Origin of the sequence: Mesorhizobium sp. Z1-4, assembly GCF_004000235.1 — a bacterium.
In the GTDB taxonomy this organism is placed as follows: Bacteria; Pseudomonadota; Alphaproteobacteria; order Rhizobiales; family Rhizobiaceae; genus RCIO01.
Map to the genome: position 1 here is coordinate 656,810 of NZ_RCIO01000002.1, position 12,618 is coordinate 669,427.

Sequence of the window (12,618 nt, forward strand, 5' to 3'; positions counted from 1 at the left end):
GGTGGCGCATCTTTCCTGTGGTTCGGCGCCTTGTCGTCGCCTTGAGCGGCAAATAAATGTTATGATATAAAACAATTATGCGGATAACAGCCGACGCGGTTTTCCGACGCAGTTTCGAAGGGGATCATGAGCTCACCGGAAACAACCGACCAGAGCGTGTGCGAAGACGTTCTGACTATCCGACTGGATGGCAATGCCGCATGGCTGACGTTCAACCGGGCTGAAAAGCGCAACGCGATCAATGACGTGCTGCTCGCGGCGCTGTCCGCATTCTTTGCCGACATACCTGAAGGGGTGCGCGTGGTCGTGCTGAGGGGCGCGGGCGGTCACTTCTCGTCCGGTCTCGATCTCGCCGAACAGTCTGAGCGCAAGGCAGAAGACGTACTTCGTCACTCGCGCGGCTGGCACGCGGTGATGGACCTTATCCAGTTTTCGGGCATCCCGGTCGTTTCCTTGCTCGAAGGCGCGGTTATGGGAGGCGGGCTGGAGATTGCGGCCTCTACGCATGTCCGGATCGCCGAGCCGAGTGCGCTCTATCGTCTGCCGGAGGGCAAACGGGGTATCTTTGTCGGTGGCGGAGCCACCGTGCGCCTGGGCCGGATCATAGGTCCGGACCGGATGACTGAAATGATGCTTACGGGACGCACTTATGACGCCGGGCAGGGGCAGGAGCTGGGCCTATCCCACTATCTGGTCGAAGCGGGACAAGGCGAAGAGACTGCGCGGGAGCTCGCTTCCGAAATCGCCGCCAATGCCTCGCTCGTCAATTATCTGATCATCCAGTCGATCGCCCGGATCAACGACATGGCGCGCTCCGACGGGCTCTATGCCGAAAGCCTCAGCGCAGCGCTCTCCCAGAGCGGGCCTGACGCGAAAGAGGGCCTCAGGGCGTTTCTGGAGAAACGCAAACCCCGCTTTTCCTGACAAGACGTTCCCGCGCCTAGTGGCCGGCTTCGGCGCTCGCATCTTTGGCCGCAGGATCAGGCGACTCCACCAGGCTTTCGCCCTCGTCCAGCCTTGAGGTGCGCCTGCGGATCGTATTGTCGCGGATGTCGGTCTTCGACAGGAAATCCACCTGTTCGATCAGGACGTCATGGACCAGCGGGCGTCCCACCCGCGCATTCACGCTGTCGCGGATGCCTTCCTTGATCCGCTTCAGATCAACCGTTTCCTTGTCGTGATAGTCGATATCGGGATTGGCATAGAGATAGTCGTAGACCTGGTCGACCAGCAGCGCTTCGATGGGCAGTGACAAGGCCTTGAGGTTGTCGGGCTGTACCGTGAAAACCAGCCTGGCAAGGAAATAGCCGTATACACGGCCGTTGGAGAACAGCGGAACCGAAACGATGCCCGTCTTGACGTAGTCGAGGCCGCCGAAAAGGCTGGGTTCGTTGGGCGTTCCGCTGTGCTCCTTCGCCTGGTTGAAGGAGTAATAGACCGAACCCAGAGCCGCTGCCGCGATCCAGACCGCCGCAAAGACGAACTTGATCATCGCTCAGGCCTTGCCGAACTCATATGCCGAATAGGTGCCGTCGTTTTCCGAGTGCTGGATCGCTTCCTGAACCATGGTCGCTACTTCCTTGACCGCATTCAGGTGCGCCAGGATCGCACGTTCGTTGAGCTCCAGCTTCTCACGCAGCCGTGCCAGGCCGGAGCGGGTTTCGGCGCCCACCATGTTGGGGTCGAGGCCGCGCGTCGCCCGGTTTAGTTCGTACAGATACCGGCTTTTGCGCGCGTTCGATGCCTTGAGGTCGAAGTTCACATCCGTCTTTATCGCGGCGGTTTCGATATCGACAGCTTCCTCGATCCTGCGGATGATGGTGGGGATGGTGCCTGTGTGCACAGCCTCCGTCCGGGGTTCGCTGGCGGGACCTGTTTCGACTAGGTAGGACATTGGTTCAGCCTTCACGTTCTTCAGCCGCTTGTGTCGGACTTAGCGGCGGTAATGGAACCTTCCCTGAAAAGGGCGTCGGTGGCCTGGCGCTGAAACTCCTGCACCAGCGCAGTGGTGAGCGAAGTCGACGCTGCCAGATCGGCCTTGGCTTCGCTGTCATTCGCGCCCACCAGCGGCACGAACTCGCGGCCCTCGCGGTACTGATCGGCCAGCAGGCGATTGGCGATGCCTATTCCGCCACGGTCTGAAACGGCGTCGCCGAGGTGCTGCGCCAGGATCGATTTCCACATATCGCCTGACAGGCCGCCGCCGTACACGGACTCTGTGTTGTCCGGCAGCATGGTCTGAATGAAGCTGCCCAGCACGAGCGATTCAAACTTGCGGTAGGCGTCGGCGTCGGCTGTTTTCTGGGGCTGCGGAAGAACGTTTGCTCCGACATGCGCCGAGAACGGCTCGCTCGCCTTCGCCGTCTCCGACATTTGCGCAAGCTTCGCGTGGGCTGCCTGGGCGCTGGAAGGCTCGGCCGCCTTGATGACGTCCATAACGATGTCGGTGACGAGTGAGACCGCCAAAGCTCAAACTCCCGCATTTCAGTTGTGCAAATTATGCCGCCGAAAGCTTGTGGCAGGCTTACTTTGGATGTTTTCCGGTGTGAGCCGCCCTTTCCAGCCGCAACCGTTCCTCAGACTTCTCCTCAAGCACCCTTGCCGCCTGCTGGCGTTCCTGGTCGATTTTGTCGGCCCTCAGAGTTGCCGACACGACGTGCTTGACTTCGCCCGCGGCCAGGTCCCGTTCCTGGTCGCGGCGGGCGAAGGCGCTTGAAATCCGGTTGTGGTAGAGATCGGGGAAAAGGGTCGATGAAAGAGCACCGCTGTCGAACCCTTCGATCAGTTCATGTGCCTCCTTTTCCGCCGCGACCGACGAGGCGAGGTGGTTTGCGTGACGCGTTTCGTGCAGCGCCTGTATCTGCCGCTGCACCTGCACCAGTTTTGTAAGCCGCTTGAGCCTGCGCGCGTCCATCACATCACCTGTCGATGACAACCGTCGCGAAACCATCCGCGAACAGGCTGATCATCGGGCCGAAGGCGAGATATGCGAGGATCAGCGCGCCGGTTATCACGAATGGAAGCGATACGAAGTAGACCGGTACCTGGGGCGACAGCTTGTTGATCAGGCCGGCCGCGAGATTGACCAGAATTGCGTAAGCGATGAACGGGCTGCCAAGACGCAGAACCACGAGAAACGCCTCGCTGATGACATCCGTCAGATCGGTCAGGGCACCCTGTGCGTCGAAAGGGGTGCCGAGCGGCACCAGCCGGTAGGACGCGACGAGGGCTTCGATGATGAGATGATGGAAATCGAGGGCAAACAGCACTACGAGCGCCGACAGCGAAATGATACCTGCAAGCGGCGTCTGCGCGTCCAGTTCCTCTATGCCCTGTCCGGGCATGCCGCCGAGCCCCGACAGCAGCGAAATCGCCGATGCCATGAATTGCAGCGCGAGCAGGTAGAAGCGGGCCATAAGACCGATGAGTGCGCCGACCAGCAGCTCGGCGACAATGAGCGGCGCAAGAATTGTGGGCGCGGACGTGACGACTGCCGCGAAGCTTTCCCACATGTGAGCCAGCAGGGCGAAAGACACCGCTACCGCCACAAATAGACGCACGTTGGTGGGCACGCGAATGCTCGATAGCCCGGGCATAAGCATAAAGCAGCCGCCAATGCGGCAGAACGCAAGAAACGCCGCGATTACGACGCCCTGTACGATCGGCATCCATCGGCCTCAGGAAATTGCGCCGAGGACGCGGATCTCGACGCCCTTGGCGATCTCGACATGGGACAGAACCGGCAGCGTGGGGAACAGCCGCTCGACGATCATGCGTACATATGGGCGTGCGTCGGGCGCTGCGACAATGGCGAAACGTTCGCCCTGATCGAGATGCGACCGGACTGATTTCCCCGCTTCCTCTCCGAATTCCTCCAGCTGTCGCGGATCGATGTCGAACTCCCGGACTTCGCCCTTGGGGTCGCGCTTCAGCGCCTGGTGAAATGCGAGGTCCCAGCGGTTGCCGAGACGCAGGATCTTGAGCACGCCGCTCTCGCTCAGGTCGCCGCATATCTGCTGTGCCATGCGCACGCGGACATGCTCGACGATCTGCTCGGTGCGCCGTACGTGCGGCGCGATTTCGGCGATCGATTCCAGGATCAGGTGCAGGTTCCTGATCGACACTCGCTCAGCCAAAAGCAGTTTCAGCACCGCCTGAAGGCCGGGATAGGTGATGTGCGTCGTACAGATTTCGTCGGCGAGTTTCTTGTATTCGGGGTCGAGCCTGTCGATCAGCGCCTTCATGTCCTTGTAGGACAGCAGCTGCGGCAGGTTGTTGCGAATGACCTCCGAGAGGTGTGTCAGAAGAACCGACATGTTGTCGGCATAAGCAAGCTGCTCGCGCTTAAGATCCTCCGCGAACATCTCCGGCACCGAGTAGGCGCGCATGCCGAAGGCCGGTTCCTTGACCTCTTCGCCCGGCATGTCGGGCAAGGAACGGTTGCCGAGCAGAACCATCAACTCGCCGACGCGCATCTCGTACTCGGCGACCACGGTGCCGTGGATCTTGATCTGATAGTTTTTGGCAGGGATCGCGTAATCGTCGGCGAGCCGGACCTCAGGAACCACGAAGCCGTATTGAGTCGCAAACTTCTTGCGCATCTTGTTCATACGGAACGCCAGTTCCTGATGCGAAGCAAGCAGGCGCGTCGACAGCTGCTTGCCGATCAGCAGCTCGACCTCGGGGGTCTTGAGCGAGTGCTTGATCGAGTTGCGTTCTTCGTCATCCTTGGCGTCGGACAGCTTCTTCTGTTCGGCAGCGGCGGCGGCGGCTTCGCGATTGCGGCGCAGCGGCAGAATGTAGGCTACAGAACCGATAGCCGCAGCCAGAAACAGGAACGGAAGGGCGGGCAAGCCGGGCATGAGCCCAAGCATCAGCAACAGGGCGGCGGCGACCCAAAGCGCGCGCGGATATGCGCCGAGCTGACCGAAGACGGCCTGATCGGCGGAACCGCGCGTACCGCCCTTGGAAACCAGGAGGCCTGCGGCGAGCGACACGATCAGCGCCGGAATCTGGGTCACGAGACCGTCACCGACGGACAGCTTGACGAAGACGTCGGCCGCCTGACCGATCTCCATATCGTGCCGGGCGTAGCCGATCGCGATACCGCCGACGATATTGATCGCCGTGATGATGAGGCCGGCAATTGCGTCACCGCGCACGAACTTCGAAGCACCGTCCATGGCGCCGAAGAAGCTGGATTCCTCTTCCAGTTCGCGGCGGCGGGACTGCGCTTCCTTGTCGTCGATCATGCCGGCGGAGAGGTCGGCGTCGATCGACATCTGCTTGCCGGGAATGGCATCCAGCGTAAAGCGCGCGCCGACTTCCGCGATACGTGTCGCACCCTTGGTGATGACGATGAAGTTCACCACGATCAGGATCAGGAACACGATCAGGCCGATAACGAAGTCTCCGGCCATCACCAGCTTGGAAAAGCCGCCGATAACGTATCCGGCGGAGTTGGTGCCGTCATGGCCCTGCGAAAGGATCGTGCGGGTTGTGGCGATGTTGAGCGAAAGGCGCAGCATCGTCGCGATCAGCAGCACGGTCGGGAACGACGAGAAATCGAGGGGGCGCTGAATCCACAGGGCCACCATCAGGATCAGCACCGAAACGGCAATCGAAAACGCAAGTCCGACATCGATCAGGAATGCGGGGATCGGCAGGAACAGAACCGACAATATGATGATGATACCGACCGCGAAGCCGATATCGCGCGAACTCCGTCGCGCCGCCGGTACTGCTACGCCCTCGGTAACTGCCATTCCGATCCTCATCTTGCAGGCCTATACTAGGCAGCGAAGCTTGTGCGAGGGCGGAGCGCCGGCGCACAAGCCAGGTCATCGCGGCCGGCCGAATAGACCGTCTGCGAACGAGGTCCCAACGATGAACATACAAATCAGGGATGAGCGGCCGGAAGACGTGGCGGCGATCCAGGCGCTAACTCAAAAGGCATTTGCAGGCATGCCCTTCAGCGACGGTTCGGAGCCCGGCATTATCCTGCGGCTGCGCGAGGCCGGCGATTTGGCGCTGTCCCTCGTCGCCGTCGAGCGCGATGCGATCATCGGCCATGTGGCGTTCTCGCCGCTCAGGATCGCCGGCGCCGATGGTTTATGGTTCGGGCTGGGGCCGATTTCGGTCGAACCGACGCGGCAGAAGCAAGGGGTCGGACGCCAGCTGGTCTCAAAGGGACTGGAGCGCTTGCGCCAGCAGGGTGCGCAAGGCTGTACGCTTATCGGCGATCCGGCAGTCTATGCAGGCATGGGGTTCGTCAGCGATGGCGCTCTCACCTATAGCGATGTCCCGCTCCAGTATGTGCAGCGGATTGTCTTTTCCGGCGATGCGCCGCGGGGTGAGCTGCATTATGCACCGGCATTCGCGGTCGCAGGTGATTAGAATCCAGTCTCGATGCGCTGAAACACAACGGTGGTGAAGCTGTTCACCTGGGCGCCGACAAACGGGCCCGACAAGGCGATGGCAAGCAGAATGGCCACGATCTTGGGCACGAAAGTCAGGGTGATTTCCTGAACTTGGGTCAGAGCCTGAACAAGCGCGATGCCCACGCCGACCACCATCGCCACGATGACCGCGGGCGCGGAAGCCGCGAGCACTGTCCAGATCGCATACTGGACGATGTCGAGGGCGTCGGCCTCGTTCAAGGGTCAGGATACGCGAATGCCGTTGACGACCGGAATCTGGTCGCCCGCGGCGGTCACCGCGATCACCCCGTCCGCCGTCAGCCTGACTTCGGCGACGACGCCGGATCTGAGGCCGTCGGCCGATGTGACGGTGTGTCCGAGCAGGGCGTCGGCCTGCGCGACAGCCGAGCTCTGCAGCATCTGATCCAGTTTCTTGTTGATCTGCACGGACTGTTCAACCTGAGAGAAGCTGGCGAGCTGCGCGACATATTCCGTAGAATCCATCGGCTCGGTCGGGTCCTGGTTCTTCATCTCGGCAACGAGCAGCTTGAGGAACGCCTGGTAGTCGACGGCCGCACCGCTTGCCTGCGATTGCTGTCCGGCTTGCGTGGCGCCCGATGTGCTGGTGACATACATGGTCTATTCTCCTGCAGCCAGTGCAAGCTGCGGTTGCTCGGCGGAAGGGTTGAGGATCTGCCGCTCGAGGATGAAAAGGCTTCGGATGGACTTGAGCGCTTCGTAAGGCCGGTCTTCCGCAACCAGCTGGTCGACATGCTTCAGCGTCGACAGGACATGAGCGTCGGAAAACGCCTCGAGCAACGACGGAAGCGTGACCCGGAACAACTGCCGCGCCTCTTCGCAGCTGCCAGGATTCATGAGCATGATCTGGACGATGAAATAGAGTTGCTTAAGGGGCGTCGCGGCGTCTTCCGCCTGAAGTACATGATTTTCCAGCAGGAACTGCACATCGTTCAGAAGCTCAAGCGAGACCTTGCGGTCGGCACGAATTACCGCGCCGTTGATGTAAATCTTCTCGTTGGCTTTGAGCGTGATGCGCAAGGTCTGGGTCATTGTATCCCGTCGCGGATGATCTGAGAGACCTCGATCATCCCCTCATAGTTTTGCGAGCGGCCTTGGCGGATTGCCTCCGCTTCACGCAGCATCCACAGGCCTATGGAGATGAGGTTGGCACGCAGCTCCGGCGGCAGTGCGTTTTCGTCGCTGCCCAAATCTTCAAGAAAGGCGGTCCAGATGCGGTTGACGAAGTGTAGCGCCTCGACGTTGTCCGGCGATTTCGGGCCGGATTCCATCGCTTTTGCCAGCAGTTCGATCGACCGGGTAAGGAGTTGCCGTTCGCGGTCGCGCGCGTCCGCTACCGAGTCGGTCTGAATGTCTGCGTAGGAAAACTGATACATAGTCGGTCAAATCCGCTCTGCTGGTGTGTGCGTGAGGACGATCACGGGAGGTACCTCACAAGGCTGAGTTGGCGAATGCGCGAGGTAAGCGTGTAGGCGGTCTCGATCTGCGACAGCAGTGTCGATACGCGCGTCGACGCCTCATATGCATCGACGCCTTCCAGGTCCGATATCTTGCCCTGGAAAATATCGATCTGCATCTGCAGCCGCTCGCTGGCAGTTGTGATGCGCTGCTCGACGATGCCGGTCTGCGCCTGCAACTGCCCGAGCGCTGAAATCGATCTGCCGGCCTGGGAGGCGGCCGTTTCGAACACCGCCTTGGTGGCGTTTCCGTTCAAACTGCCGTCCATGAACACGGCCACGACCGCGGCCGACATCATAAGTCGCCGGGTGCCATCATTGTTGGCGCTCACCGAGCCCGATGTGGTTTCGGTAAGCGTGATCCGCGCGGTGATCGTTTCGTCCGTTGCGTTCGACCAGTTGGCGGTCCAGTCCGGACCCATAAACTGGGGTTCGATGACCGTTGTCAGAAAGTTCTGCATCGCCGCCTGGTCGATGGCCGCGGCGGCCGGGGCCGTGTGGGCAAAGCCGAAATGGGTAACGAAAGCCGTTTCCATAGCGGTGCGCGCGGCGGACCCCGGCGCGAATTCGTTGATCGGCGTTACGTCCGTGTTCACGCCCGCAAACAGGTTTTCGCCGTTCATGCTCGAATTGAGCACCCCGGTGATCGAGGTGATTGTGGTGTTTGCCTCCGATATTGAAATCGAAGCTTCCACCGAGCCGGACGAGGCGGCCGTCATGATGCTCAGATATTTCTGTGCATGGTCGGCGAGCGATTGAAGGCCAAGCTGGGTCGCCTCCAGCCGGGATGACGCGAGCGCGTTGGAATCGATCAGGGTTTTCAGCCGCTCGACATCGCGCTGTAAAGAGATGGAATGGCCGGTTCGGGAGCCGAGTTCCAGTCCGGCGTCGGCCACGCGGCCGGTCACGACTTCCCGCTCCACCTTGATGAGCTCGGCCTGCATCTTCATCAGATGCGTTCTGACGGACTGGTTGGTGCTGTATGAGGAGATGAAGGTTGTCTTCATGCCTACCTCACGGCCGCCAGCAGCGCGGCCAGCATGTTGTCGACGGTCTGCACAAGCTTGGCCGATGCCTGATAGCTGTGTTCGAGGTCGAGCAGCAGTGACATTTCCTCGTCGATATTGACGCCTGTGACATTCGACAGCGCCTCAGCGGTGCGCATCATCAATGCCGACTTGTTGTCGGTAGCGCGCGTGGCATCGCTGCGCAGTGCCGAAAACCAGCTTGCCGACTCGGTGGAGTAGGCGCTCAAGCTGATGGTGCCGGAGATTTGCGCGGCGGGATCGAAGGCGATCGGCGTTCCGATCATCGTGTCGTAGCTCAGCAGCAGGTCGGAATAGCTCACGCCGCCAGAAGCGTTGTGAACATAGGCAGCGCCGTTGGCGCCGCCATCGCGCAGCAGATGAGGATTGCCGCCGACACTGGAATCATATGCGGCATTGATGCTGATGACGCGTGCCAGCCCGTTCTCCAGCGTGCCTGCCGCCGGCAATGCCGGTCCGCCGGGCCATGTGAACAGGCCCGCTAGGTTCGGGTTGACCGCTGAGGGGTCGGTTTCGGCGAATGCCGTGATGAGGCCTCTCGCAACTTCGTCCAGCTGAGCCTGCAGGCCGCCGGCAACGTCTTCGCGCAACTGAACAAGCGCGGAAAGTTTGCCGGATGCCGTGGTATTGGCGCCGCTCCCCGAAGCCAGCGGCACGCCGTCAATATAGATCGAATTGCCCGGTGCCCCGGCCGCATAGCCTGCCGTCGCCGTGAAGGCGACGTTGCGTGGTACCGTCTCGAACACGGTAACGCCCGACGAGGTGGTGAGCATCAAGTCGTTGTCGCCGCGCTTGATTGCGGTGATCGGAACGATCTCGGTGATTTTCTTCAGAATCGCGTCGCGCTGGTCGAGCGCGTCATTTACGTCGCGGCCCAGTTTGGAGCCGGCCACCACCTCGTCATTCGCAACCTTGAAGTCGGCGAGCAATGTGTTCAGGTCGGCGACTGTGGAGACGATCTCGCGGTCGACGCTGGTGCGGTAGTTCTGGATCGCGTCGGATCCGCTATTCAGAGCGCTGACCAGCTGCCGCGCGGTTTCGACGACGTTCTCCGCGACGCTCGTGTTGGACGGAGACGAGCTGTAGGTTTGCAATGCCGACTGAAGGTTGCCGAGCAGCCGGGAGGGGTGGTTGGTGTTGTTGGAACCGAATACGTCGATGTCGAGCGTGTTCAGTCCGTTGAGCAGCGTGCTCTGTCCGGACCAGGCCGAGAGCGCTGTCATGTTTTGCCGAAACAGCACGTCGCTTGTGCTTCTCCGGACATCGACAATGGACGCCCCATTGCCGGCCGTAGATAGCATTGTACCCCGACGCGAATAGTCGGGGTTGGCCGATTCCGAAATGTTGCGGGAAACGATTGTCGTCTGCCGCTGCGTATTCAGAAGCGCGGACTGCGCGATACTCAGTGCTGTGGACAGAGACATCTATTGTTGGCCTTGTGGTCTCCGCGCGACCGGTTAACGTTTCAGATTGACAAGGATGTCCATGAGTTCCGAACCCGTCTGGAACACTTTCGAATTTGCAGTGTAGCTGCGCTGCGCCTCGATCATCGAGGTGAGTTCCTGGGCGATGTCGACGTTGGAGTTTTCCAGCGCGCCGGACACGACGGAGCCGGACTTGCCCTCGCTGGGGAAGCCGAGGCGAACGGTGCCTGAGTCCGAGCTCTGGGTGAACACGTTTCCTGGCAGCACCTGCAGCCGATCCGGCGACTGGACGTTTGCCAGCGGAATTCGATAAAGCGGCCGGAACGAGCCATCGCCATACTGGGCGTAGAAGGTGCCGTCCGGCGCCACCTCGACAACTTCGATCGAGCTTGGCGGATTGCCGTTTACGAACGCGTCGAACAGGGTGAAGCCGCTGGTCAGCTGGCTCATCGAAGAGAGATCGATAACCGTATTCTGGCCGCCCGGCACCGGGATCGTGATGTCAGTTGCGGAGAGCGCATCGAGCTGTCCGTTTGTGGCATCGAATGTCAGCGTCTGAGTTGCCAGAGGGCCTGCGCCGTATGGGAAGAATGTGCCGGGGGCAGCCTGGGACTGGTCAAAAACGGCTACTTCCCACGTGTTTGCGCCGGTCTTGGTGAAATAGAAGTCCATCAGGATCTGGTCGCCGAGATTATTGTAGGCAACCATCGAGGTCTTGGCCGAGTACTGCGCCGTGGCAGCGTTCGCGGATGGCAGGTTGGCGGCTGCGACCACTGTCGCTGCTTCCGGCACGTTGGCTGCGAGACCGCCGGCAGTCGACGGGCTGGCGACCAGCGAGGTTTCGGAAATCTGGATCGGCTCGAGACCATCGAAGCCGTTGGCCGTCACGGTAGGGGTGCCGTTCTGGTAAGAATAGCCCATGAGCTGGAAGCCGGCGGCATTCACCAGCCGGCCCTCCCCATCGGGGACGAACGAGCCGGCGCGGGTCAGGAAGGGTACGCCGCTGGCATCCTGGACAACAAAAAAACCCTGACCGCTGATGGCCAGGTCCGTGGTCGATGTCGTGTATTGCAGGATGCCGCCACGTGCGACTTCGTTCATCGTATTGGCGGTGACGCCGCCCGAGGCGTAGGTGCCGCCGCTCGATGGGATCACAAGCGTCGAGAATTCGGATTTGGCGCGCTTGTAGCCAGTCGTGCTGGAGTTGGCGATGTTGTCCGCCACGGTGCTCAACCGCGTGGCCTGAGCAGACATGCCGGAAACGCCGGTGCGCATCATGCCGTATAGGCTCATGGCCTTTTCTCCTCATTCTCCTGACCAAGTGGCACGAGAATAGCGGCGCTGACTTGCGCGAAGCTGGCCTTGCCAATTATTTCGGGCAGTTGCGGCGGCTTTTTCATCACCGCCCCGTGTTTGCCTCAGCCGACCAGCCGGTAGCCGAGGAAGCGCTTGGAATCGATCGGATCATGTCCGAGGCGATCCCGCAGTTTCTTGCGCAGCTTGCTGATGTGGCTTTCGACCACGTTTTCTTCGACCTCATCGTCGAAAATGCCGTAGATGGCGTTGAAGACCTGCGTCTTGGTAACGCGCCGGCCGTTGTTCGATGCCAGATATTCCAGGATGCGGCGCTCGCGGCGCGGCAGCGGCATCGGTTCGCCGGCGATTTCGGGATCGCGGCCGTCGCTGAAAATACGCATGCCGCCGATGGTCGTCGAACGGTCCATTTCGGCCGCGCGACGGCGGATTGCCGAAATGCGCGCCAGTATCTCGCGAATGTGGACCGGCTTGCGAACGACATCGTCCACGCCCGAGTCGAAGAGCTTCAGGGTGTTTTCCAGCGAGTTCTGATCAGCCAAGGCGATGATCGGCGCGTCGGACCGGTTTCGCAGCTTCTTAGGCGAAACGAGTTCGTCAGGGCATTGGCCGATAAGGAATGCGTTGACTGCGCTCAGATCGTCGTCAGCCGCGCTCTCGACCCATTCACCGAATTCGCTTGGTCCGAAACTGGCGCTAGCCACCCCCTCACGACCAAAAAGCGAATTATATCCCTCTTTTACGAGATCACGCTCGTCCACAATAACTATCATCGGCCGCCCTCCGAATCAGTTGCATAAAGTGTTAATCGAGGGGTATCCGTTGGCAGGAATCGCGGACAACCACTAAAATCTTGTATGTCATTTCTTGGGAGTGCCGTCGGCGCCCTCCGATTGCCTGACGATTTATGGTTAACGTA

The 12,618-nt window shown here is 60.7% G+C and carries 16 protein-coding genes; 2 read left to right on the forward strand and 14 right to left on the reverse strand.

The features are described 5' to 3' along the window. The first annotated feature begins 126 nt into the window (after positions 1 to 126). On the forward strand, positions 127 to 924 hold the full coding sequence (locus EP165_RS10200; protein WP_127522048.1) for a crotonase/enoyl-CoA hydratase family protein: 798 nt from the start codon (positions 127 to 129) through the stop codon (positions 922 to 924). A gap of 16 nt (positions 925 to 940) precedes the next feature. On the opposite strand, the gene EP165_RS10205 is transcribed toward EP165_RS10200, so the two are convergent. Genes EP165_RS10205 through flhA form a run of 6 tightly spaced genes read right to left on the reverse strand, consistent with a single transcriptional unit; the run spans position 941 to position 5,765 of the window. Further along, positions 941 to 1,492 carry a hypothetical protein gene (locus EP165_RS10205; RefSeq protein ID WP_127522050.1) on the reverse strand — a complete coding sequence of 184 codons (552 nt, stop codon included), beginning with the start codon at positions 1,490 to 1,492 and terminating at the stop codon, positions 941 to 943. A gap of 3 nt (positions 1,493 to 1,495) precedes the next feature. After that, the gene (locus EP165_RS10210; RefSeq protein WP_127522052.1) at positions 1,496 to 1,894 is read right to left on the reverse strand and encodes a hypothetical protein; all 399 of its coding nucleotides are present in this window, start codon (positions 1,892 to 1,894) and stop codon (positions 1,496 to 1,498) included. A 20-nt stretch (positions 1,895 to 1,914) separates the two neighbouring features. Beyond that, positions 1,915 to 2,466, reverse strand: a complete 552-nt coding sequence (locus EP165_RS10215; protein WP_127522054.1) for a rod-binding protein — start codon at positions 2,464 to 2,466, stop codon at positions 1,915 to 1,917. Between the two features lie 58 nt (positions 2,467 to 2,524). Beyond that, complete coding sequence (locus tag EP165_RS10220) at positions 2,525 to 2,914, reverse strand: hypothetical protein (RefSeq protein ID WP_127522056.1); 390 nt, start codon at positions 2,912 to 2,914, stop codon at positions 2,525 to 2,527. 4 nt (positions 2,915 to 2,918) lie between these two features. Beyond that, positions 2,919 to 3,668, reverse strand: coding sequence for a flagellar biosynthetic protein FliR (gene fliR / locus EP165_RS10225; protein ID WP_127522058.1), 750 nt, complete (start codon positions 3,666 to 3,668; stop codon positions 2,919 to 2,921). 9 nt (positions 3,669 to 3,677) lie between these two features. Then, positions 3,678 to 5,765, reverse strand: a complete 2,088-nt coding sequence (gene flhA, locus EP165_RS10230) for a flagellar biosynthesis protein FlhA (protein ID WP_127522060.1) — start codon at positions 5,763 to 5,765, stop codon at positions 3,678 to 3,680. A gap of 121 nt (positions 5,766 to 5,886) precedes the next feature. On the opposite strand from flhA, the gene EP165_RS10235 reads away from it, so the two are divergent. Beyond that, complete coding sequence (locus EP165_RS10235; RefSeq protein ID WP_501981669.1) at positions 5,887 to 6,396, forward strand: GNAT family N-acetyltransferase; 510 nt, start codon at positions 5,887 to 5,889, stop codon at positions 6,394 to 6,396. Here EP165_RS10235 and fliQ read toward each other — a convergent pair. From fliQ to EP165_RS10275, 8 genes are all read right to left on the reverse strand, one after another. Continuing rightward, positions 6,393 to 6,659: a flagellar biosynthesis protein FliQ gene (gene fliQ / locus EP165_RS10240; RefSeq protein WP_127522062.1), complete on the reverse strand. Its 267-nt coding sequence runs from the start codon at positions 6,657 to 6,659 to the stop codon at positions 6,393 to 6,395. The genes EP165_RS10235 and fliQ overlap by 4 nt on opposite strands. Before the next feature lie 3 nt (positions 6,660 to 6,662). Beyond that, a complete protein-coding gene (gene flgD / locus EP165_RS10245) occupies positions 6,663 to 7,055 on the reverse strand; it encodes a flagellar hook assembly protein FlgD (RefSeq protein ID WP_127522064.1) in 393 nt (130 codons plus the stop codon). 3 nt (positions 7,056 to 7,058) lie between these two features. Then, positions 7,059 to 7,490 carry a flagellar biosynthesis repressor FlbT gene (gene flbT, locus EP165_RS10250; protein ID WP_127522066.1) on the reverse strand — a complete coding sequence of 144 codons (432 nt, stop codon included), beginning with the start codon at positions 7,488 to 7,490 and terminating at the stop codon, positions 7,059 to 7,061. Further along, entirely contained in the window at positions 7,487 to 7,834 is a 348-nt protein-coding gene (flaF, locus tag EP165_RS10255) for a flagellar biosynthesis regulator FlaF (RefSeq protein WP_127522068.1), read from the reverse strand. The genes flbT and flaF overlap by 4 nt, the downstream gene beginning before the upstream one ends. Before the next feature lie 41 nt (positions 7,835 to 7,875). Continuing rightward, positions 7,876 to 8,922: a flagellar hook-associated family protein gene (locus tag EP165_RS10260; protein ID WP_127522070.1), complete on the reverse strand. Its 1,047-nt coding sequence runs from the start codon at positions 8,920 to 8,922 to the stop codon at positions 7,876 to 7,878. Positions 8,923 to 8,924: 2 nt separating this feature from the next. Further along, positions 8,925 to 10,385: a flagellar hook-associated protein FlgK gene (gene flgK / locus EP165_RS10265; RefSeq protein WP_127522072.1), complete on the reverse strand. Its 1,461-nt coding sequence runs from the start codon at positions 10,383 to 10,385 to the stop codon at positions 8,925 to 8,927. 33 nt (positions 10,386 to 10,418) lie between these two features. Continuing rightward, positions 10,419 to 11,678 carry a flagellar hook protein FlgE gene (locus EP165_RS10270; RefSeq protein WP_127522074.1) on the reverse strand — a complete coding sequence of 420 codons (1,260 nt, stop codon included), beginning with the start codon at positions 11,676 to 11,678 and terminating at the stop codon, positions 10,419 to 10,421. A gap of 125 nt (positions 11,679 to 11,803) precedes the next feature. After that, a complete protein-coding gene (locus EP165_RS10275; protein ID WP_127522076.1) occupies positions 11,804 to 12,472 on the reverse strand; it encodes a response regulator transcription factor in 669 nt (222 codons plus the stop codon). Positions 12,473 to 12,618 lie beyond the last annotated feature (146 nt).